Source organism: Actinomadura geliboluensis (assembly GCF_043197915.1).
GTDB classification, from domain to species: domain Bacteria; phylum Actinomycetota; class Actinomycetes; order Streptosporangiales; family Streptosporangiaceae; genus Spirillospora; species Spirillospora geliboluensis.
Map to the genome: position 1 here is coordinate 307,839 of NZ_JBICUA010000003.1, position 21,140 is coordinate 328,978.

Genomic DNA, 21,140 nt, shown 5'->3' on the forward strand with positions numbered 1-21,140 from the left:
GCGCGGGCGCCGGGTTACGGTCGCGTAGGTCGTATGCACGATGCATGATTAATGGTCGTGTTCGATCATGTTGACGCGTATGGGGGGTTTGCGGTGAGCGAAGTGGAGCGGATCCGGACGTACGTGGCCATCGGCGATAGCTTCACCGAGGGCCTCAACGACCCCTATCCGGGCGAGGACGACGTGTTCCGCGGGTGGGCCGACCGGCTCGCGGAGCACATCGCCGCCCACAGCCCCGGTCTGCGCTACGCCAACCTCGCCGTCCGCGGCAAGCTCGTCCGGCAGATCGTGGACGACCAGGTGCCGCACGCCGTCGAGCTCGCCCCCGACCTCGTCACGCTGTGCGCCGGCGGCAACGACATGATCCGGCCGGGCGCCGACCCGGACGCGCTCGCGGTCGTGTTCGACGACGCGGTCCGCCGGCTGCGCGCCACCGGCGCCCGGGTCGTGGTCTTCACCGGCTTCGACACCCGCGGCCTGCGCTCGGGCCACCGGATCCGGGGCAAGGCGGCGACCTACAACATGCACCTGCGGGCCATCGCCGACCGCCGCGGCTGCGACGTCGTCGACCTGTGGCCGCTGCGCGCGTTCGACGACCCCCGCGCCTGGCACGAGGACCGCCTGCACCTGTCGCCGGAGGGGCACCGCCGCATGGCACTGCTGGTCGCCGGCGCGATCGGCGTCCCGGTCGAGGGGGACTGGCGCGAGCCCTGGCCGCCGCTGGACCGCGCCGACTGGCTGACCATGCGCCGCGAGGACGTCCGCTGGGCGCGCACCTACCTCGTCCCGTGGATCGGGCGCCGCGCGACCGGCCGCTCGTCCGGCGACGGCCGCGCCCCGAAGCGCCCCACGGCCCTCCCGCTGTAGGGCCGCCCCCCGGGGCCGGGCGCTCCGGTCAGCCGGCGAGGGCCTCCTGCAGGGTCTCGGTCACGGGGATCCGGCGGTGCAACCCGGTGATCTCCAGGGCGCGGCGGACGATCGGGCGAGGGCCGGCGAGGGTGAGGCTGCCGCCGGCGGCCGTCGCGGCCTTGTAGCAGGCGACGATGACCGACAGGCCGTTGGAGTCCATGAACTCCAGCTCGGCGAGGTCGAGGACGAGGTGCTCGCCGTGCTCGCGGCGGGCCTCGTTCAGCTCCCTGCGGAGGTCTTCCGAGCAGGCGATATCGAGTTCCCCGCGCAGCCGGACGACGGCTCGCCCGCCGTCGGCGCGCGTGGTCACTTCCCAAGGTGGCACGGGGGGTTCCCCTCCTGTGAGCCCAGCGTCCGGCGGAGGGCCGTCCGGCGGATGCTTTCCATCTGACAACTATCACCGACGCCCGCGCGCCTGCCAACCCGCCGCGACGGGGGTGTGTCCGTGTGTGCCGGGTCATAGGGTGCTGTCGGACGTGATCGCCCCCGCCGCTGTACAGGAGACGCGACTTGAGTGCCCCCCGGCTGCCGGACCATCTCGAAGTGCTGCTCACCGAGGAACCCGTACTGGACGTGTACGCGTACGGGCCCTGGCGCGTACCGGACGGCCTGTACGAGGAGATCCGCGAACGGGCGGTCGCCTACAACACCGACAAGCGCGCGGTCGTGCTGACCCGGCGGCTCAGCGACTTCTACGGGGACGGCACCAGCGCGGCGGGGGCCGAGCAGTGGTCGCTGCTGACGTTCCTGCTGGGGGCGTCGGCGGTGCGCGGCGGGTCGCGCGGCGACGTCGACTACGAGCTGCTGTCGGACTTCCTGGCGACGCCGGAGCCGGCGGTGCGCGACCCGCTGGCCTGGTTCACCCAGGGCGGGCGGTGGCGGCCGCCCGGCCTGTGGCTGCCCGAGCCGGCCGGGGACGACCCCGAGCGCCGAACGGTGATGTTCGAGCTGGCGCGGGCCGGGCTGGACGTCTTCGCGGGGCTGGAGCCGGTGGAGCGGCGCCGCGCGGCGCTGGCCGAGCTGTTCGACCGGCGCGCCGCCGACCCGGAGCTGCGCGAGGCGGACATGGCCGTCCCCAACCGGCGGCTGGAGGACGCCTGGACCGCCGGGCTGACCGACGCGGAGCTGGCCGTCCTGCCGGAGCTGGCGGGCCCGGTCGGGTACCTGGGGTGGGCGTGCCAGGGCCTGGACGCCGCGCACGAGCGGCTCGCCGCATCGGTCGCCGACGGGGACGAGGCCGACGCCGCGCTGGCCCGGCTGCTGCTGGCGGCCGAGGCCCAGGTCGTCCCGGCCGAGCTGGCGGTCGTGCTGGGCACCGCCCGCTACGAGAACGTGGAGGAGCGGTTCCGCGCCGCGCGCGAGGGGTTCTCGGCGGAGGCGTGGCAGGGCGACGTGCGCGCCTGGCTGGCGCGCGGCCTCGTCGCGGGGGAGGCCGACGCCGCCCGCGCCTGGCTCGACATGGCCGTGCGCCTCACCGGCGCGGTGCAGGGGCTGCCCGACGCGCCGGTCACGCCGAAGTGCCGCGTCCCGGTGCGCCCCTTCCAGGCCGACCTGCGCCGGCTGTTCACCGCCCGCCGCATCCTCCACGTGCCGTCGTTCGGGACCGGCGACAAGGATGCGGCCGCCGCGGCGGAGCGCCCCGGACGCGCCGCGCCGCCGGAGCCGGGGCTCGTCGGGCAGCCGGAGCTCACCCGGGTGCTGCGGGACGCGGTGACGGCCCGGCTGGCGGGCGAACGGGCCGTCCGGCTGCTCGTCACCGGCCCCGAGGGCACCGGCAAGGGCACCGCCGCCGAGGCCGTCGAAGAGCTGCTGGCCGCGCGCGGCGCCGTCCGCGAGGCGCTGTGGATCTCCGACCAGGTGTTCGCGTCGCTCGGCGTGAGCGACGCCGTGCTGTGGCTGCAGGCCCGCGTCCGCGACTGCCTGGAGGGGCGCATGCTCCTCGTCGTGGACGACCTGGAGAAGCTCGCCGCGAGCGAGCGCTGCGGCGCCGCCGCCGTGGAGGAGCTGCGGCGGCTCATGGCCCGCGCGCCGTCCCTCGACGTCGTCGCGCTGTGCCGGCCCGGCGGCGACCGCCGGTTGTTCGACGCCAACCCGGCGCTGGTGCGCGCGTTCGACGTCGCCCGCACCCGCGACTTCGGCGAGGACGACTTCGCCGAGCTGTTCACGCTCGCGGTCGCGCGGCGCGGCGGCCGCACCGCGCCGGAGGCCGCGGCGGCCGCGGGCGCGCTGCTGCGCCGGACGCCGCCGCTGCGGAACCTGCGCGGCGCCCGGCTCGCCGACCACATGGCGGGCCAGGCCGTCGCCGCGGCCCGCGCGCGGGCCGCGGACGCCGGCGCCGACGGGGTCGAGGTCACCGCCGCCGACCTGCCGCAGCGCCTCGTCGCGGGCCGCCCCGCCGAGACCGACCCGCTCGCCGAGCTGGCCGCCTGCGTCGGCATCGACCCCGTCAAGCGGGAGGTCGACGCCCTGATCGCCGAGGCCGAGGCGGCGCGGCTGCGCCGGGAGGCGGGCATGACGGCGCGGGCCCGCCCCCGGCACCTGGTCTTCACCGGCAGCACCGGCACCGGCAAGGGCAAGGTCGCCCGGATCCTCGGCCGGATCTACGCCGACCTCGGCGTGCTGTCGTCCGGCCACCTCGTCGAGGTGGAGCGCGCCGACCTGCTCGGCGAGTACGCCAGCGAGAGCGTGCTGCGGGTGCGGCGCGCGGTGGAGCAGGCGCACGGCGGCGTCCTGCTGGTCCGCGACGCGCACGCGCTGGTGTCGGTGTCGGCGGACGCGGCGCGCGGCCGGGAGGTGCTGGACGTCCTGCTGACCAGCGTCCAGGCCCACACCGAGGACCTCGTCGTCGTGCTGACCGGCCCGCACGCGGAGATGAACGGGCTGCTCAAGGCGCATCCCGAGCTGGCCGCCCACTTCCCCCGCACGATCCGGTTCGCCGACCTCACCGACGACGAGCTGGTGCAGGTGTTCGCGGCCAAGGCCGCCGCGTCGGGGTTCGAGCTGGCCCCCGGCGTGCTGGACAAGGTCCGCGCGCTGGTCGAGGCGGCGCCGCACGAGCGGAGCCTCGGCAACGTCCGCATCATGACCAACCTGCTGGACCGGGCCGTCGCGATGCAGGGCCGCCGCGTCCTCGCCGACGGCATCGTGGACGAGACCGAGTCCCTCGACGTGATCCTGCTGGAGGACGTCCCCGACACGCTGACCCGCGGCCGCGACGACGTGCCCGGCGACCCGCTCGCCGAGGTCGAGCGGCTGATCGGGCTCGCCGACATCAAGCGTGAGGTGGCCGCGCTCGTCGCGGAGGTCCGCGCCGAGCAGCTGCGCCGCGACGCCAAGGTGTCGCCCGCGCCCCCGGCCCGGCACATGGTGTTCAGCGGCAACCCCGGCACGGCCAAGACGACGATCGCGCGGCTGATCGCCGCCGTCTTCGCCCGGCTCGGCCTGCTGTCGTCCGGGCACCTGGTGGAGGTCACCCGCGCCGACCTCGTCGCCGAGTTCGTCGGGCAGACCGCGCCGCGGGTGCGGGGCGCGGTCGAGCGCGCCCTCGGCGGCGTCCTGTTCGTCGACGAGGCGTACGCGCTGTCGTCGGCGGGCGGCGACCGGCGCGACTTCGGCCACGAGGCGATCGCCGAGCTGCTGCGGCTGATGGAGGAGCACCGCGGCGACCTGGTCGTCATCGTCGCCGGCTACGACGCCGAGATGGAGCGGTTCCTGGAGGCCAACCCGGGCCTGGCGTCCCGGTTCCCGAAGAAGCTCCGCTTCCCGGACTACACCGACGACGAACTCGTCACGATCTTCGAGTTCATGGCGGCCGAGGCCGGGTTCGCGCTCGCGCCCGGGGTGCTGGACGCGCTGCGCGAGCGCGTCGCCGCGCAGCCGCGCGGCTCCTCCTTCGGCAACGCCCGGCTCGTCCGCAACCTGCTGGAGGCGGCGATCTCCCGGCAGGCCCAGCGCATCACCGCGGGCGACGACGCGGGCCGCGAGGTCGACCCGGCGGAGGTGGTGCTGCTGCGGTCCGAGGACCTGCCCGACGCGCCGCCCCGCGCGGACGAGGGCGGCTACGGCCTCTACATCTAGCCCGCCTGCGCGGTCTCCTGCGGGCCGCCGGCGCCGTAGGCGGCGGCCTGCAGCGAGTACAGGTCGGCGTAGAGGCCGCCGCGGGCCATCAGCGCGGCGTGGTCGCCCTCCTCGCTCACCTCGCCGCGCTCCAGGACGTAGATCCGGTCGGCGTAGCGGACGCTGGCGAGCCGGTGCGTGATCAGCAGCACGGTCCGGCCGTCGGCGTGCGTGCGGATCCGCTCGAACAGCTGGTGCTCGGCCCGCGCGTCCAGCGCCGCGGTCGGCTCGTCGCAGATCAGCAGCGGCGCGTCCCGGAAGAAGCCGCGGGCGACCGCGAGCCGCTGCCACTGCCCGCCGGACAGGTCGGCGCCGCCCTTGAACCGGCGGTCCAGCAGCGTCCCGTATCCGCGGGCGAGCTCCGCGACGACCTCGTCGGCGCCGGACGCGCGGGCGGCGGCGAGCATCGCGGGGTCCTCGCCGCCGTCCTCGCCGTCCTCGCCGGCCCCGTTCGCGGCGCGGTCGCGGCCCCGGCCCATGGTGATGTTCTGGCGGGCGGTCATCGGCCAGTGCGTGTACTCCTGCGCGATGACGGCGATGCGCTCCCAGACGTCCTGCGGGGGGACGTCCGTCAGCGGCACGTCGTCCCACCGCACCTCGCCGGAGTCCGGGTCGTACAGGCCCGCCATGATCTTGGCGAGGGTCGTCTTGCCGGAGCCGTTCTCGCCGACGAGCGCGACCACCTCGCCCCTGCGCAGGTCCAGCGAGACGCCGTTGAGGGACGGCGCGTCCGCGCCCGGGTAGGTGAACACGACGTCGCGGACGCGGATGTGCGCGAAGCCGTCCGGCAGCCGCCGGCGCTCCTCCGCCGGGGCGGGCGCGAGGGCGCGGTGCGGGATCCGCTGCTCGGCGGCGGCGCAGAACGCGACGTAGTCGCCGAAGTACAGGCCCTCCTCGTAGCACCGGTTGACGGCGAACACCAGGTTGGCCAGGGACGACTGGCCCGTCCGGATCGCGAGCACCGCCGTGCCCGCGACCGCCAGCGGCACTGCGCCCTTCCACAGCATGAACCCCAGCGCGACGTAGACGAGCGCCGTCGCGACGCCCTTCAGCATGTCGCCGGTGACCTTCACGACCAGCTGGCGGCGCGCCACGTCCAGCTCCACGCTCCGCTGGTAGGAGGCCGACCTGTCGTACTGGTCCAGCAGGAAGCCGCGCATCGTGAACGACCGCACCTCGGCGGCGTGCTGCCGGTCGACCATCAGCTCCGACAGGATCCACTTGCGCCGCGTCACCCCGATGAGGGACAGCATCATCACGTACCGCATCCGCGCGCTGCGCAGGGACGCCCACCCCTCCGGGACGGCGGTCAGCAGGAGCAGCGGCAGCAGCAGCGGGTGCAGCACGCCGAGCGTCCCGGCGGCGGCGACCATGCCGATGGCGCCGGTGAGCACGTCCACGGCGTGCTGGACGACCATGGGCGCCGACACCATGCCGCGCCCCTGGGCGCGCTTCAGGTCGTCCAGGAAGTCGGAGTCGTCCAGCGCGGTCATGTCCACCGCGGTCGTCGCCTCGTAGAGGCGCAGCTCGACCAGCCGCTCGACCTGCGGCTCCAGCCGCGCCTGCGCCCATCCGGCGCCGGCCTGGAGCGCGGCCCGCAGCGCCACCGCGCCCGCGACGAGCGCCAGCGACGGCAGCGCGTCGCGGACCCGGGACGGCGTCGGCGCCGCGCTGAACAGGGCGGTGAGCACCCCGGTCGTGGCCAGCAGCCAGAACGCGGTGAAGAACCCGGCGGCGACGTTGAGCGAGACCGTGGTGATCGTGTCGGGGGGGGGCGGGCCCGCCCCCCCCCCCCCCCCCCCCCCCCCCCCCCCCCGCCTGCGCGAGCGTCGCCGGGAACCGCCGCGCGATCGTGCCCAGCCCCGTCTCGGTGAGTTCCTTGTCACGTGCGTGCCAGGTGAGGATCACCTCCGGAAGCCCCGGGTCGGCGGGGGCCGCCCGGCGGCGCCGGTTCCTCCCGCGCAGCGTGAACCGCCTGGATAAACGCCGTCCCGCACCCATGCGCCGCCCTCCGCGCGTCCCGCCGGATTACTCCCCGCCGGGGGCAGTGTGCGCCTTAAGGGGGATGGTGTCCGCTTCATTCGTCACAGAGCGCGGTGATTTGTTCAAGTGGACAATCATGCGGCGGAGGGACGCGCCGCACCCTCAGTGTTGTCTAAGGTCTACGCATGAACGACGGCCGGTCGCACCAGCAAGCCGCCTACGGACGGGATCCGTACGGAGACCGCTACGACCCGTACGACGACCCGTACGCGGGTGACCAGCTCGCCGGAGGGCGGCACGACCGGGGCGGCCCGTACGACGGCGCGCCGGTCCGGCGCCGCCGGCGGCGGCGCTGGCCGCGGGTGCTCGGCGCCGTCGTGGTCGTGCTGCTGCTGGTCGTCGTGGGCGGGTACTTCTACATGGACTCGCGGCTCAAGCGCGAGTCGGTGCTGGTCGACTACCCCGGCCGCGTCGCCGACACCCCGGGCACGACCTGGCTGGTCGTCGGCTCCGACAGCCGCGAAGGCCTGTCGAAGGACGACCAGAAGCGGCTCGCGACCGGGTTCGCCGGCGGCCGCCGCACCGACTCGATGATGCTGCTGCACTACGGCTCCGGCGGGACGTCGCTGATCAGCCTGCCGCGCGACTCCTACGTCCCGATCCCGGGGCACGGGTCGAACAAGCTGAACGCGGCCTTCGCGTTCGGCGGCCCCAAGCTGCTCGTGCAGACCGTGGAGAAGGCCACCGGCCTCCGCATCGACCACTACGCGGAGATCGGCTTCGGTGGCTTCGTGGGCGTGGTCGACGCCGTCGGCGGCGTGGACATCTGCGTCAAGGACGACATCAAGGACCCCAAGGCGGGGCTCGACCTCAAGGCCGGCTGCCAGACGCTCAACGGCGGGCAGGCGCTCGGCTACGTGCGGACCCGCAAGTTCGCCCGCGCCGACCTGGAGCGCGTGGAGCACCAGCGCCAGTTCTTCGCCGCGCTGATGAAGAAGGCCACGAGCCCCGGGACGATGCTCAACCCGTTCCGCGGCGTCCCGCTGGCGATGAACGCCACCAGCAACTTCCTGGTGGACGAGAACGACCACCTGTACGACCTGGTCCGCATGATGTGGGCGATGAAGGGCGTGAGCGGCGGCAGCGGCGTGACCACGACGGTCCCGATCGGCGGCAGCGGCAGCTCGGCGGCGGCCGGCTCGTACATCACCTGGGACAGGGCCAAGGCGTCCAAGCTGTTCGACGCCCTCAAGCAGGACCAGCCCATCCCGCAGGACGTCATCACCAAGTGACGGGGAGCCGCCCGCCGGCACTCCTTGGCTACAGTCGGATTATGGCCGATGTGACGCCGGACGGCGCGGACCTGGACGAGCTGTCCTCCAAGGAGCTGTACGAGCGGGCGATGGACCTGGCCAGGCGGCGGCGGGACGTCGGCTTCCTGTGGGAGCTGCTGCGCGCGATCCCGGCCGCCGCGGCGGCGACGGGCGAGGTCGACCGCGCCGAGTTCGACCTGTTCCACGGCCTGTCGCTGCTGGAGGAGTTCACGCACGCGGGGGAGGGCGAGGTCGGCGAGGCGCTCCGGCCGCTCTACATCGGCTACCTCGCCGAGCACGCCAACCGGACCTGACCGTCTCTTTGCCCTCTCTTGATCTCTGTTCTGCCGCCCCTGGGAATCACTCTGCGTAGGCAAGCGACCGCAGAGGGTGGTTGAAGTGAACAAGAAGCATATGAAGATCGCCGCCATCGCCTTCGTGGCGTGGTACGTCATCAGCAGGCCCCAGGGGGCGGCGACTCTGGTGAACAACGCCCTGAGCGGCCTCGGGAGCGCGGCGGAGTCGTTGTCGCAGTTCATGAGCGCCATCCCGAGCTGACCGACGGCTCCCGGGCCCCGTACCCCCGGCGGTGCGGGGCTTCTTCGCGTCCGGGCGACCAAGCGGTGGCGCGCGCGTCACAGTAAAATCCCGCTTTGCGGGCAGACGCCGCTGGGCACAATTGGATCGGGTCAGTTGTGTCGCGCGCTACAACCAGGGACGGGCGTAATGAACAAGAAGAACTTGCGCTATGTGGCGATCGCCTTCGTCATCTTCTACTTGCTGAGCTCCCCGACCGACGCCGCGGGCGTGGTCAACAACGCCCTCGACGAGCTGGGCAACGCGGGCAACCAGCTCGCCGCCTTCGTGAACGCCTTGGGCTAGGACGACGGCGGCCGGGGCCGGTCGGGGGAGGCATCTCCTAAGATCGGCCTCATGTCTGTCTTCGACGTAGAGATCGACGGTCTGCGGGGCGGCTCCGCGGACCTCGCGCAGTACCGGGGCAAGGCCGTGCTCGTCGTCAACGTCGCGTCCAAGTGCGGCCTCACCCCGCAGTACTCCGGCCTGGAGCGGCTGCAGGAGCGCTACGCGGAACGCGGCTTCACCGTCCTCGGCGTGCCCTGCAACCAGTTCATGGGCCAGGAGCCCGGCACCGCCGACGAGATCGCCGAGTTCTGCTCGGCGACGTACGGCGTCACCTTCCCGATGACCGAGAAGGTCGAGGTCAACGGGGACGGTCGGCACCCGCTGTACCAGGGCCTCGTCGACGTCCCCGACGCCGAGGGGTACACCGGCGACATCCGGTGGAACTTCGAGAAGTTCCTCATCGCCCCGGACGGCGCGGTCGCCGCGCGGTTCGCGCCGCAGACCGAGCCGGAGACCGACGAGGTCACCGGCGCCATCGAGAAGAACCTGCCCGCCTGATCCCGGACGCGCCCTCCGCGCTCCGGGGGGCGCGCCGGCGCGGGGCGGGCGCGGCGCGGGCGGTGTGAATCGCGCCACACCGCGGCCCGGTTGCCCTCTATTCGATGACCCGTCTAACTTGGCAGTCCCGCGCGGCGACGCGAGTCCCGCGCGACGACGTGGAGGTGCCCATGCGCGGATGGACGGCGAACGACATCCCCGGCCTGTCCGGGCGGCGGGCGGTCGTCACCGGCGCCAACAGCGGCATCGGCTACCACACCGCGCTCCAGCTCGCCCGGCACGGCGCGTCCGTCGTGCTGGCCTGCCGCAGCGCCGAACGCGGCCAGGCCGCCGTCGACCGGATCCGGGCCGCCGCGCCCGGCGCCGACCTCGCGCTCGGCTCGCTCGACCTCGCCGACCTGGCGTCCGTCCGGGCGTTCGCGGACCGGCACGGCGCCGAGCCCCTCGACGTCCTCGTCAACAACGCGGGCGTCATGGCGATCCCGCGCCGCGCCACCGCCGACGGCTTCGAGATGCAGTTCGGCACCAACCACCTCGGCCATTTCGCGCTCACCGGCCTGCTGCTGCCCGCGCTGCGCTCCGCCCCGTCCGCCCGCGTCGTCACCGTCACCTCCGGCTTCGCCTGGACGGGCCGGCTGGACTTCGACGACCTGCAGGGCGAGCGCCGGTACCGCAAGTGGGCGGCCTACAGCCAGGCCAAGCTCGCCAACCTCCTCTTCGCCAAGGAGCTGGACCGGCGCTTCCCGGAGCTGACGAGCGTCGCCGCCCACCCCGGCTACGCCGCGACGAACCTCCAGCAGACCGGGCCGAGGATGCAGGGCAACACGCTCATGGAGAAGGCCACCGGCATCGGGAACGCGCTGATCGCCCAGTCCGCCGCGGCGGGCGCGCTGCCGTCCCTGTACGCCGCGACGGCGGACGTCGAGGGCGGCGCCTGCTACGGCCCCCGGCTGCTCCAGTACCGCGGCGCCCCCGCCAAGGTGGTCACGCCCCCGCAGGCGAACCGCCCCGGCCTCGGGGAGCGCCTCTGGGAGGTCTCCGAGGCCCTCACGGGCGTCACCTACGAGCACGCGCGGACCTGACCCGCTAGGACAGCCCCCGCACCGCCTGCGCCACCGTCGCGTCGACGACGGCCCCGGCGCCGGACGGCCGCCGCTGCGCGAGCCGCGCGGCCGCGTCGACCAGCCCCTGGATCAGTTCGGCCCGCAGCTCCGGCTCCGGGACGCCGCCCGCCTCCAGCGCGGCGGCGAGCGGCCGCAGCAGCTGCGCGTGCCCGGCCCGGATGCGGTCGAGGGCCGGCTGGGCGAGGGCGTGCTCGGCCAGCGCGACGGCGGCGGCGTGCCGGCCGTCCGTCATGACCTCCAGCTGGCAGCGGACGTAGGCGGCGACCTTGCCGTCCAGGCCGTCCGCACCGCCGAGGGCGCGCTCGACGAGCGCCGCCCAGCGCGGCAGCTCCTCGTCCAGGATCGCGGCGACGAGGTCGTCCTTCGAGCGGAAGTACTCGTACAGGCCCGGCCGGGACAGCCCGACCCGCCGCGCCAGCGCCGCCAGCGTCAGCGCCTCGATGCCCTCCTCGGCCACCAGCGCCCGCGCCCCGTCCAGCAGGTTCCGCAGCTGCCGGGCCCGGTGCTCCGCGACGGTCGCCTCACTGATCTTCGGCACCCGCCCATTCTAGGCTTCCCGACTCCTCGTCGGTATGTTCACGGGGCCCGGCCGATGTCCCAGTCGAGGGTCGCGGGGAGGGCGCCCTCCAGCGTGAGCAGCCAGCGCTTGACCTCGACGCCGGACCCGCCGCTGTAGCCGCCCAGCCCGGTCGAGGCGACGACCCGGTGGCACGGCACGATCAGCGGGATCGGGTTGCTCCCCATGATCTGCCCGATGACCTGGGCGTGCACGCCGGTGCCGCTGCGGTCGCCCAGCTCGCCGTAGGTGACGGTCCTCCCGTAGGGGACGGACTCGTACAGGGTCGTGAGCACCTGCCGCTGGGCGTCGGAGGTGAGGCGCCAGTCGATCGGCACCTCGAACTCCTTCAGGTCGCCGGCGAAGTAGTCGCGCAGCGCCGCGAGGACCGGGGCGACCCGGCCGGGGGCGTCCACGACCGGCAGCCCGGCGGCCTTGGCGGTCCGCGCACGGGCCGCGGGGGTGTCGCGGAAGTGCAGCGCGGCGATCCCCGTCCCGGTCTCGGCGACGAGCAGGCGCCCGAGCACAGTCTCGACCGTGCCGAACGCGAGGGTCTCGGTCATCGTGCGATGCTCCTTCCCAGTGCCCCCAGCCTCCCACGCCCCACCGACACCCCCCACCCGTGCTGGGTTCGCAGGGTCCGCGTGCCAGTGCTGGTCCTTTCTCCTTTAACACCGGGACGTGGCTTCAGGTTGCAAGCGTGCTGTGGAGGCGGGCGCATTCGGTGACCAGGCGGCCGGAGCCGGCGCGTGAGGCCACTTCGGCGACCTCCGGAATGGGGCCCTTGGCGCCGGTGAGCTCGGCGAGCCGGGTGGCCTGGGCGACCAGGGAGGGAAGGCCGGAGGGCGCGCGTTCGCCCGGCGCGGGGAGGAGGCGAGGGAGCGCGGTGGCCAGGATCGTCCAGACGCCGGCGTGGGCGCCCGCGTCGGCGGCGGCCGTGAGGGCCTTGAGGGTGCGCGGCAGCGGGATGCGGCCCAGCGCGGCGAGTCGGCCGAGCGCGGCGCCCGTCTCCTCCGCCGGGAGGGCGCCCCGCGAGCTGAGCGTGACCAGCGCGTCGACGGCGTTCGACCTGTCGCGCTGGTCCTTGTCGGCCAGCGTGCAGGCGAGGAGGGTGCCGGTGGCGACCCCTGCGGGGCCGTCGGCCTCGGCGACGCCGAGCATCGCGGCGCCCGGTTGCCATCCGTCGTCCCCCATTCGGGCCACGTAGCGGACGAGGTGCGCGGCGGCGACCTCGCGGTGGGACGGCAGGACGGCGGGCCAGTGGCCGATCCGCTCCAGGAAGCGCCAGGACTCCCCGTTGCGCCCGCCCGTCGCGGGGAGGGCGCACGCGTGGTCGATGTCGGTGTCGCCGGTCATGGCCACCGTGGCGCGCACCGGGGACGGGGCGCGCCACGCCGGGCGCTCGGCGGCCGCGCCCGGCCGGCCGAGGACCGTGCAGGTGACCACGGGGTCGGGGAGCCCGCCCGCGGCGAGCCAGGACGCGACGGCCCGGCCCGCCTCGGACGCCAGCCCCTTCGCCCGCGCCGCGGCCGCCGGGTCGATCTCGCGCGGGACGCGGAGCATCGCCTGCGCGAGCTCGGCCCGCCCCGGCGCGGCGCCCGCCTCCTCCAGGCGTTCGAGGCGGCCGACGAGGACGTCCGGGTCGATGTGCCCGCTCGCCTCGGTCGGGGCCGCGAGCAGGAGCGGCACCGTCCCGACGGCGGCGGCGATCTCCTGGAGCCGCCACGCCAGGAACCGTGCCAGCGGCGGCCCGGACGCCTCCGCGGCGGGACGGAGACGCCGCAGGGTCAGGGCGGCGCGGAGGCCGGCCGCGCGCGACCGGCGCTGGAGCAGCAGGTTCTGCGCCGGGAGCGCGATCCAGCTCTCCCGGACGAGGTTGCGCATGTACGAGCGGTCGTCCGGCTTGGTGATCCACGGCGCGATGTCGCCGGCGACCTTCCGGAGCGCCTCCCGGGTCCCGTCGGGGTCGCGGTGGGCGGACTCCATGAGCGCGGCCAGGAACCGCTCCGCCGGGGCCCACTCCTCGTCGGAGCGCAGCCGGACGGCGAACTCGTCCGCGAGTTCGGCGAGGGAGCCGACGGGCGCGGGCATCGACCGGGGGACGTAGGGCGGCGGGCCCGGCGGTGCGGGCTCGGGGACGGCCTCGACCGCGCCGAACGCGTCGGCGATCACCGCGCGCGGCCCGGCGGGCAGGACCGCGGCCGCGTCCCGGACCTCCGCCCGGACGGCCTCGCCCGCGTGGGCGGCGTGCTTGGCCGCGATCTTCACGGCGCGCTCGCGCAGGTCGACCGCGTCGGACGGGAACACCGCGGTGAGGGCGCGCAGCGTGGCCTCGACCCGGCCGCGCTTGCGGGCCGTCCGGTCGAGCCAGGTCAGCGCGGCCCGCACGAGCTTGCGCTCGGGCCGGAACAGCACCGCGTCCGCCGCCTCGGCGAACAGCGCCGCGTCGAGCCGGCCGAGGTCGTCGGCGCGGCGCACCTGCCGCAGCGCGAGGTCGGCGACCGCCGGCGGCGCGGCGGGCAGGAGCCGCACGTAGTCGCGGACGCGGGCGGTGGTCTCGTCGTCGGTGGGCGCGAGCGCGTCGTGGAGCTGGACGAACCAGCGCAGGGTGTGCGCGGTGCCGCCGCGCAGGAAGCGGCTGACGCACCCGTCCAGGAGGAGTTCGCGTTCGACGCGTCCGGTAAGGGCCAGGCCGGTCAGGGAGTCGGCCCAGGTGCTCTTGCGGGCCTTGTCCCACTGGACCCAGTTCGCGTCGTTGGCGAGGGCGGCGCCCACGCCGTCCGCCTCGAACAGCCTCGGGAGGAGGGTGTCCAGGAAGGGGTCGTCGGCGAGCCCGTCCGCGTTGCCCGCGCCGGTGACCCAGCCGACCACGAAGCCGTCCGTCACCGGGGGCGCGGCACCGGCCGACGTGGCGAGCGCCGCCGCGGTGTGCCAGCGCGACCACTCCTCGTCGGAGACCCGCAGCCGGTCGCCGATCCGGCGCGCGACCTCGGCGCGCCACTGCGCGGGGCGGTCCGCCGTCACCTCGACCAGCAGCCGGGTGGTGTACTCGCTCCACGACCAGAGCCGCAGGTCGGTGCGGCACAGCCAGGTCGCGGCCGCCGCCGGGCCGCCGATCACGCCGGCGCCGGCGATGAGCAGGCGGCTGATCCCCTCGTTGTCGAGGAACCCGTACCGCGTCCGGGCGCGCAGCTCCTTCAGCAGCCTGGGGAGTTCGGCTGCGGCGGTGCGGCGCTCGGCCTCGTCCAGCGCCCTGACGGCGCGCGCCGTCGCCTCCATGCCGCCCGCCTCGATCGCCTTCCGGAGCTCGGCCCAGGTGCTCATCGCGCGGCCTCCGCCGTCTCCTCGGCCGTCTCCTCGGCCGCGCGGCGGGCGATGCGCGCCGCGAGGACGTGCTTGCACGGCCCGCGTTCGCCCCGATGGTCGAACCACCAGGGGCACGTGCAGGCGGCGCGGTCGCCGTCGAAGCGGACCTCCCGCTCACCGCCGCCGCTCAGCACGATCGCCGTGCCCGCGGAGGTGAACCGCACGGCGCCGTCCTCGACGAGCGCCCGCGCCGACCGCAGCCGCGGGTTGAGGCCGGCCACGCGCGCCGGGTCATAGGGGAGTTCGCGGTGGAAGAAGGCGGCCTCGGCGGCGTCGAAGCCGACGCGTCCCGACGTGCCGAGCTGGGTCAGCGCGGCCCTCGTCCGGGCGAGGTCGAGGCCGGACCGCTCGGCGAGCAGGCCGGGTTCGACGCGCGGCTCGAAGGACAGCAGCGCGCCGAGCAGGTCGGCGTCCCCGGCGGCCTCGTCGGTCGCGATGTCCTCCAGCACGGCGCCCTCACCGGAGAAGCCGCGCGAGTGCTGGGGGGACAGGGTGAGGACGTACCTCATGCCGGGAAGCTCCAGCTCCCACACGCTCGCCACGGGCCCGCCGCCATGGGTGAGGGGCGGCCCGTAGACGCGCAGGGCCCGGGCGAAGCGGAGCAGCGGCAGCATCGTCCGCAGGCGGTCCGGGCCCGCGAGGCACACGGCGCCGGGCGCCGGACGGGACGTGACCCGCAGCGTCCTCCCGGCGGGCACGGCCCACAGGGGTTCGCGCTGCGCGCGCGGCAGGGTGCGCAGGAACCGCACGGCGCTCGGCCCGTCCAGCTCGCCGCGCGGGTCGAACCCGGCCGTGATGACCTGCACCTCGGCGAACCCCCGCAGCCACCGGTCGGGCAGCGGCACCTTCTTCTCCACGACCGCGCCGTCCATCGTGGTGACGGCCAGTTCCTCGGCGCCGACCGCCAGGTGCAGCGGATCGGACCCGCCGACGCGGGCGAGGGCCTCCCGCAGGGGGCCGTTGACGTCCACGTTGGTCGTGCCCCGTTCGTGGACGTCGCCGTCCAGCGCGGGCTCCAGCACGTCCAGCCGGGCGTACACGCCGCCGCACGCGGAGAACGACTCCATCCGGATCCGGTCGCCGTTGCAGGTGACGACCGGGTCGCGGAAGGACGTCGGGCGCGGCTGGAAGTAGCGGGTCTGGGCGACGTCGGCCAGGGCGAGCAGCGCCGCCGCGGCCGGCGCCGCCTGGGTGAGCACGCCGCTGAAGAAGTGCGGGTGCGCGCTCGGCCCGCTGCTCGTCGTCCCGCCGGACGTCGACAGGCCGAGAAGCCCCGCGTCCAGCCCCGAGGGCCGCGTGTACGTGTACGACTGCGCGGCTCCGGCCGCCACTGTCCTGCTCGCCATGCCCGAGAACGTAGAGTCCGCCTCGGACAAATCCTCCGGTTCCCGGGTCAGCCGAGCTGGCCGGGGAAGAGGAGCGACAGTTCGCGCGGGTACCCGGCGATCAGGCGGAGTTCGTCGTCGGTCAGCGGACGGCCCGTCTGGGCGTTGCACAGCTGGACGAGCTTGAACGCGAGGTCCTCGTCCTCCGGCTCGACGCCCAGTCCGTCCATGACGTGCCTGAAGCCGGCCTTGCCGCCGTACTCGCCGGTGAGGACGACCCGTCCGGGGCGGGTGGCGTGGATGCCGGACTCGTGCGCGAACGCGTTCCCTCCCACGCCTACCTCGCGCCCGACATCGACTTCGCGCTGGCGGCGCTCGGCGCGGTCGCCGGTCTCGTGCCGGGGCCGGGGAGGCCGTGTTCGCCGTCGCCCGCACGGCCGGATGGCTCGCGCACGCGCTGGAGGAGTACGCGCGGCGCGGCCCGCTGCGGCCCCGCGCCGTCTACACCGGCCCGCCGGTCCGCTGAGGCGGGGTCGCGGCGGCACCTCGCAGAACCGGGGGTAGGCTCGGTGACGTGCGACGGTTCCTCACCCCAGGCTGGCTCGGGCTGCACGCGCTCGCGATCGTGCTGTGCGGCGCGTTCCTCGGGTTCGGCTGGTGGCAGTTCGACCGCGCCCAGTCCGGCAACGACCGCAGCTGGGCGTACACGTTCGAATGGCCGATCTTCGCGATCTTCGTGATCGTGATGTGGATCAAGATGATCCGGGACGAGCGGGCCGGTGTGAAGCCCGCGCCCACGGTCATCGAGGAGCCCGCGGAGGCCGAGGTCAAGCGGGAGCTCATCAAGCAGCACGAGGAAGAGGACCCCGCCCTCGCCGCCTACAACCGCTACCTCGCGCGCCTCAACTCCGAGAACGCGCGCGGCCGCCGCTGAACCCCCGCGTGCGGGCGCGCGGCGCGGTGGAGCCCCCGTCCGCCGAACGAAAGGTGTGTTTCCTGTGGAAGGCGCGGTCACCAGGTACCGGATCCTGGCGCTGATCGTCGGCACCCTGCTGGTGCTGCTGGTGATCGGGATGGTCCTCAAGTACGGGCCGACCGACATGCCGGAGATGGCGGGCATCGTGTCGCCGATCCACGGCCTCTTCTACATGGTCTACGTGGCGTTCGCCTTCGACATGTGGCGGCGCACGGGCTGGCCGATCGGCAAGATGGTGCTGATCGTGCTCGGCGGCGTCGTGCCGCTGATGACCTTCTTCGTGGAGCGCAAGATCGTCCGCGAGGCGCGCGCGCTGCCCGCCGCCAAGGCCGAGGCCGGCGCGAGCGCCTGACAATCCTCCTCCGGGGCTGGTGCCCGCGGCCCTTCATCGCCTAACGTTTGACTGAGTCAAACGTTTGGAGGCGCCATGGAGGTGACCGAGGAGGACGTCGGCACGGTCCGCGCGTTCAACCGCTTCTACACCGGTGTCATCGGGGTGCTCGGCGAGGGGCTCGTCCGGTCGCCGTACTCGCTGACCGAGGCACGGGTGATCTTCGAGCTGGCCCAGCGGGAGGACACCGAGGTGCTCGCGCTGCGCCGCGCCCTCGACCTCGACGCCGGCTACCTCAGCCGGATGCTGGCCCGGTTCGAGGCCGACGGGCTCGTGCTGCGCGAGCGCGCGCCCGGCGACGCCCGCCGCCAGGTCGTCCGGCTCACCCCGCGGGGCCGCGAGGTGTTCGCCATGCTGGACGAGCGGACCATCGCCGAGATCCGCGGGCTGCTGGACGGCCTCGCCGCCGGCGACCGCCGCCGGCTGCTCGCCGCGATGCGCACCGTCCAGGGCGTCCTCGGCGGCCGGCCGCGCGCGGACGACGTCGTCCTGCGCCCGCTGCGCCCCGGCGACCTCGGCTGGGTGGTGGAGCGCAACGGCGCGCTGTACGACGTGGAATGCGGCTGGGACCGCACCTACGAGGCCCTCGTCGCCTCGGTGGTGGCCGACTACGTGCGCGACCACGACCCGGAGCGGGAGAACGCGTGGATCGCCGAGTCGGACGGCGTCCGGGTCGGCGGGGTGTTCTGCGTCAAGCGCGCCGAGGACGTCGCGCAGCTGCGGCTGCTGCACGTCGAGCCGGACGCCCGCGGCCTGGGGGTCGGCGCGGCGCTCGTCGACGCCTGCGTGCGCTTCGCCGCCGAGGCCGGCTACCGGGAGATCATGCTGTGGACGACGGCGCTGCAGCGCCCGGCGCACCGCCTCTACGCGCGGGCCGGGTTCGTCCTCGAGGACGAGGAGCCGCCCGTGGAGCGCTTCGGCGACGTGGTCCACGGGCAGGTGTGGCGCAAGAAGCTGTGACCCGGGACCCGCGGAGGCGACGCGCCTCCGCGGGCCCGGTTCTCGCAGCGATCCCTAACTGCGGCGGCGGCCGGGACGGGGGTCGGACGGAGTTCCGGCCGCCTGTGCTACCGGCGTGGTGCCGGTCTTTCTGGGGGCTGGCTCTCACCTCCCTTCCGCTCGCGCCGGCCGGGGGCGTGACGGCCCGTCCGGCGAAGGGGGGAGGGCGCCGAAGGGCGCCCGGGTGACTGAGACCGGGCCGGCGGCGCGGTGGGACGTGGCCGCCGGCCCGGCCGCCGGGGGGTGCCGGTGCCGCGGGGGCGTGCGGCACCGGGGCCCGGGGAAGGCCGCTGCGCGGAGCCGGCCGGGTACGGCCGAGAACCCGAGGTGTGTCGCCGCGCGCCGGCGTGGAGCGCGCCGCGAACGCCCTCGGCCGTACGGGCCGGGCCGCCGGGGAGGGGGAACGCGGGAAGGGGCCGCCCGGTGCGTCGCATCTCGACTCCTCCTGGTTCCCGACCTGGGACTTTGCCGCCCCGAGGATCTTTCGTTCACTGTGTGTCACGATCTCGTTGCGTTAAGTACCCGGCCGTCATGTGCGCGTAAACGCGCTCCGTGCAAAGAATCAAGATCGCGAAGTGGTCTTTGCCTCCGCATTGCCCGGGGCGGCCTTCCGGCATCCTTTGCGTCATGCCTTGCACCTCGTGCGGCGGGACGGTCGCCCCGGACGGCCACTGCTGGGACTGCGGCACCCGCCAGCCCGCCTACCGCGCCCACCTGGAGACCGCCACCCCCACCGCGGCCGCCGTCACCGACCGCGCCGGCCGCGCCGTCAACGCCGACGCCGCGGCCCTCACCGCCGCGGGCCCGTGGACGATCGCCGCCGTCTGCGACGGGGTCTCGATGTCGCCCCGCGCCGATCGCGCGGCGCGCGTCGCCGCCGACACCGCCGCCGCCGTCCTGGCCGCGCGCCTGCCGGGAGCCCTTCCCGAGCACGCCCTGGACGAGGCCGCTCTCCGCGCCTCCCGCGCCGTGGCCGCTCTCGCCGCCTCGGTCCACGCGGCTCCCGCCTGCACCTATGTCGCGGCCGTCACCGGTCCGGACGGCGTCTGGGCGAGCTGGGTCGGCGACAGCCGCGCCTACTGGCTCCCCGACGAGGGCCCGGGAATGGCCCTGACCCAGGACGACGTTGACGCGCAGGAAGTCCTGACCGCCTGGCTGGGCGCCGACGCGGGCGACCCGCACCCGCGGACCCGCAGTTACCGTCCGCAGGGCGCGGGCCACGTGCTCCTGTGCACCGACGGCCTGTGGCGCCACCTGTCCGACCCCGCTGCCCTGCGCGCGCACTTGGGCGGCCACACCCCGCTCGATGGCGCACGTGCCCTCGTCCAGTACGCCTTGGACGAGGGCACCCGCGACAACACCACCGCTCTGGTCATCCGCGTAGAGCCGGCTCAGCGTTGAACGAGCGTGGTCAGGAGCGGACGTCCTTGAGCCGCTGCGCGAGGGCCTTGTTCATCGCGTGGAACTGGGGCAGCGTCCGATCGGTCAGCTGGCCTCGGACGAAGGGCACCGCGACGCCGCTGAACTCCTCGCTCTGGACGAGCCTGACGCGGCCCGGCGCGATGGGCTCGATGCGGAACCGGTGCTCCCCGTCGAAGACCCCGCCGGGGCCGATCTTGCCGATCCAGCGGAGCTCGCGGCCGGGGTCGGCCGCGAGGACGGTCGGGGTGAAGGTTGTGTCGCCGCCCGGGTCGCGCAGGACATTGCGCAGGGTGGCGCCCTTCTCCAGCCTGCCCTCGGAGGAGACGATGAACGGGTTCCACTGCGCGTAGGCGGGCAGGTCGGCCAGGACCGTCCACACCTGCTCGGGCGTGGCGTCCAGCTCGATCGAGGTGCGCAGCGTGAAGGGGCGCAGGTTCGTCCAGGCCGTGTAGCCCGCGAGCAGGGCGGCGACGACGGCGAGTGCGGCCAGGAGGCGGCGCCGTCCCCGCCGCGGTGCCCGCTCGCCGTGGTCCGGGCGGGCGGGGATGGACGGAGCGATGGTCATGCCGGGTTCTCCTTCACGGGCAGGACGCCGCGGAGGGCGGCGTCGACCAGGTGTTCGGCGTAGGCGCGGTCGATGGGCAGGCCGGTGATCAGGAGCCGGTAGTACAGGGCGCCGGCGAGCTGGTCGAACAGCAGCGCCGGGTCGCTGTCGGGCCGCAGGTCGCCGCGCCGCCGGGCCCGGTCGATCAGCCCGATGGCCAGCGCGTTGCGCTGCTCGAACACGGCGCGGACGAGCGCTCCGATGTCGGGGTGCCGCGCGGCGGCGGCGACCAGCTCGCCCACGAGGCCGGACGAGGGGTCGCCGGGCGGGTGCCCGGGGCCGGCGCTCCGCGTCCGGTTCAGGCCGAGCGCGATCTGCTCCAGGTAGTCGGCGAGGTCGGCGCGGAGGTCGCCGGTGTCGGGCACCGGCACCTCGTCCTGCATCCGGGCGATGACGGCGATGGCGAGGTGGTCCTTGGTGGGCCAGCGCCGGTACAGCGTCGTCTTGGCGACCGCGGCCGCGCGGGCCACCTGGTCCACGGTGAACGCGGCGTAGCCGTGCGCCAGGAGCTGCTCCTCGGCGGCCCGCAGGATCTGCTCGTCGGCGTCCGGGTCGCGGGGGCGGCCGCGGCGCGGCCGTGCGGGAGGCATCCGGCCCTCCTTTCGATACGGGCGTTTCGTAAATCCACGGTAGC

The 21,140-nt window shown here is 74.8% G+C and carries 21 protein-coding genes; 12 read left to right on the plus strand and 9 right to left on the minus strand.

From position 1 onward, the window contains the following. Positions 1-51: 51 nt before the first annotated feature. The gene (locus tag ACGFI1_RS11915) at positions 52-867 is read left to right on the plus strand and encodes an SGNH/GDSL hydrolase family protein (RefSeq protein WP_392784972.1); all 816 of its coding nucleotides are present in this window, start codon (positions 52-54) and stop codon (positions 865-867) included. 28 nt (positions 868-895) lie between these two features. Here the strand turns inward: ACGFI1_RS11915 and ACGFI1_RS11920 are convergent, their stop codons facing one another. Then, positions 896-1,234 carry an STAS domain-containing protein gene (locus ACGFI1_RS11920; protein ID WP_171069265.1) on the minus strand — a complete coding sequence of 113 codons (339 nt, stop codon included), beginning with the start codon at positions 1,232-1,234 and terminating at the stop codon, positions 896-898. Between the two features lie 185 nt (positions 1,235-1,419). Here ACGFI1_RS11920 and ACGFI1_RS11925 point away from each other — a divergent pair, with 185 nt between their 5' ends. Next, positions 1,420-4,986 carry an AAA family ATPase gene (locus ACGFI1_RS11925; RefSeq protein ID WP_392734016.1) on the plus strand — a complete coding sequence of 1,189 codons (3,567 nt, stop codon included), beginning with the start codon at positions 1,420-1,422 and terminating at the stop codon, positions 4,984-4,986. On the opposite strand, the gene ACGFI1_RS11930 is transcribed toward ACGFI1_RS11925, so the two are convergent. Continuing rightward, entirely contained in the window at positions 4,983-6,716 is a 1,734-nt protein-coding gene (locus ACGFI1_RS11930) for an ABC transporter ATP-binding protein (protein ID WP_392784974.1), read from the minus strand. The genes ACGFI1_RS11925 and ACGFI1_RS11930 overlap by 4 nt on opposite strands. Before the next feature lie 477 nt (positions 6,717-7,193). Here ACGFI1_RS11930 and ACGFI1_RS11935 point away from each other — a divergent pair, with 477 nt between their 5' ends. From ACGFI1_RS11935 to ACGFI1_RS11960, 6 genes are all read left to right on the plus strand, one after another. Next, positions 7,194-8,300 carry an LCP family protein gene (locus tag ACGFI1_RS11935; protein WP_387070737.1) on the plus strand — a complete coding sequence of 369 codons (1,107 nt, stop codon included), beginning with the start codon at positions 7,194-7,196 and terminating at the stop codon, positions 8,298-8,300. Positions 8,301-8,341: 41 nt separating this feature from the next. Further along, positions 8,342-8,635: a hypothetical protein gene (locus tag ACGFI1_RS11940; protein WP_138639460.1), complete on the plus strand. Its 294-nt coding sequence runs from the start codon at positions 8,342-8,344 to the stop codon at positions 8,633-8,635. An 85-nt stretch (positions 8,636-8,720) separates the two neighbouring features. Beyond that, on the plus strand, positions 8,721-8,879 hold the full coding sequence (locus tag ACGFI1_RS11945) for a hypothetical protein (protein WP_171069266.1): 159 nt from the start codon (positions 8,721-8,723) through the stop codon (positions 8,877-8,879). 168 nt (positions 8,880-9,047) lie between these two features. Next, complete coding sequence (locus tag ACGFI1_RS11950) at positions 9,048-9,203, plus strand: hypothetical protein (protein ID WP_171069267.1); 156 nt, start codon at positions 9,048-9,050, stop codon at positions 9,201-9,203. Between the two features lie 51 nt (positions 9,204-9,254). Further along, complete coding sequence (locus tag ACGFI1_RS11955) at positions 9,255-9,743, plus strand: glutathione peroxidase (RefSeq protein WP_301177727.1); 489 nt, start codon at positions 9,255-9,257, stop codon at positions 9,741-9,743. A 170-nt stretch (positions 9,744-9,913) separates the two neighbouring features. After that, the gene (locus ACGFI1_RS11960; RefSeq protein ID WP_301177728.1) at positions 9,914-10,825 is read left to right on the plus strand and encodes an oxidoreductase; all 912 of its coding nucleotides are present in this window, start codon (positions 9,914-9,916) and stop codon (positions 10,823-10,825) included. Positions 10,826-10,829: 4 nt separating this feature from the next. Here ACGFI1_RS11960 and ACGFI1_RS11965 read toward each other — a convergent pair whose 3' ends face one another. The 5 genes from ACGFI1_RS11965 to ACGFI1_RS11985 all read right to left on the minus strand — a co-directional run bounded on the left by ACGFI1_RS11965 (position 10,830) and on the right by ACGFI1_RS11985 (position 16,449). Next, positions 10,830-11,405 carry a TetR/AcrR family transcriptional regulator gene (locus ACGFI1_RS11965; protein WP_301177729.1) on the minus strand — a complete coding sequence of 192 codons (576 nt, stop codon included), beginning with the start codon at positions 11,403-11,405 and terminating at the stop codon, positions 10,830-10,832. A 38-nt stretch (positions 11,406-11,443) separates the two neighbouring features. Then, positions 11,444-11,986, minus strand: coding sequence for a methylated-DNA--[protein]-cysteine S-methyltransferase (locus ACGFI1_RS11970; RefSeq protein ID WP_392784977.1), 543 nt, complete (start codon positions 11,984-11,986; stop codon positions 11,444-11,446). Positions 11,987-12,110: 124 nt separating this feature from the next. After that, the gene (locus tag ACGFI1_RS11975; protein ID WP_392784979.1) at positions 12,111-14,747 is read right to left on the minus strand and encodes a DUF6493 family protein; all 2,637 of its coding nucleotides are present in this window, start codon (positions 14,745-14,747) and stop codon (positions 12,111-12,113) included. Next, a complete protein-coding gene (locus ACGFI1_RS11980; RefSeq protein WP_392784981.1) occupies positions 14,744-16,135 on the minus strand; it encodes an SWIM zinc finger family protein in 1,392 nt (463 codons plus the stop codon). The genes ACGFI1_RS11975 and ACGFI1_RS11980 overlap by 4 nt, the downstream gene beginning before the upstream one ends. 47 nt (positions 16,136-16,182) lie before the next feature. Further along, positions 16,183-16,449, minus strand: coding sequence for a hypothetical protein (locus ACGFI1_RS11985; protein WP_392784983.1), 267 nt, complete (start codon positions 16,447-16,449; stop codon positions 16,183-16,185). Between the two features lie 239 nt (positions 16,450-16,688). Between ACGFI1_RS11985 and ACGFI1_RS11990 the strand changes: the two genes are divergently transcribed. The 4 genes from ACGFI1_RS11990 to ACGFI1_RS12005 all read left to right on the plus strand — a co-directional run bounded on the left by ACGFI1_RS11990 (position 16,689) and on the right by ACGFI1_RS12005 (position 19,881). Beyond that, a complete protein-coding gene (locus ACGFI1_RS11990) occupies positions 16,689-17,048 on the plus strand; it encodes a hypothetical protein (protein ID WP_138641225.1) in 360 nt (119 codons plus the stop codon). A 64-nt stretch (positions 17,049-17,112) separates the two neighbouring features. Next, positions 17,113-17,442, plus strand: coding sequence for a DUF3817 domain-containing protein (locus tag ACGFI1_RS11995; protein WP_392784985.1), 330 nt, complete (start codon positions 17,113-17,115; stop codon positions 17,440-17,442). A gap of 75 nt (positions 17,443-17,517) precedes the next feature. Next, a complete protein-coding gene (locus ACGFI1_RS12000) occupies positions 17,518-18,441 on the plus strand; it encodes a bifunctional helix-turn-helix transcriptional regulator/GNAT family N-acetyltransferase (protein ID WP_387070718.1) in 924 nt (307 codons plus the stop codon). 666 nt (positions 18,442-19,107) lie between these two features. Beyond that, a complete protein-coding gene (locus tag ACGFI1_RS12005; protein WP_392784987.1) occupies positions 19,108-19,881 on the plus strand; it encodes a PP2C family protein-serine/threonine phosphatase in 774 nt (257 codons plus the stop codon). A gap of 10 nt (positions 19,882-19,891) precedes the next feature. Here the strand turns inward: ACGFI1_RS12005 and ACGFI1_RS12010 are convergent, their stop codons facing one another. Beyond that, complete coding sequence (locus ACGFI1_RS12010; protein ID WP_392784989.1) at positions 19,892-20,467, minus strand: SRPBCC family protein; 576 nt, start codon at positions 20,465-20,467, stop codon at positions 19,892-19,894. Continuing rightward, positions 20,464-21,096 carry a TetR/AcrR family transcriptional regulator gene (locus ACGFI1_RS12015; protein WP_392784990.1) on the minus strand — a complete coding sequence of 211 codons (633 nt, stop codon included), beginning with the start codon at positions 21,094-21,096 and terminating at the stop codon, positions 20,464-20,466. Before ACGFI1_RS12015 ends, ACGFI1_RS12010 begins: the two co-directional genes overlap by 4 nt. Positions 21,097-21,140 lie beyond the last annotated feature (44 nt).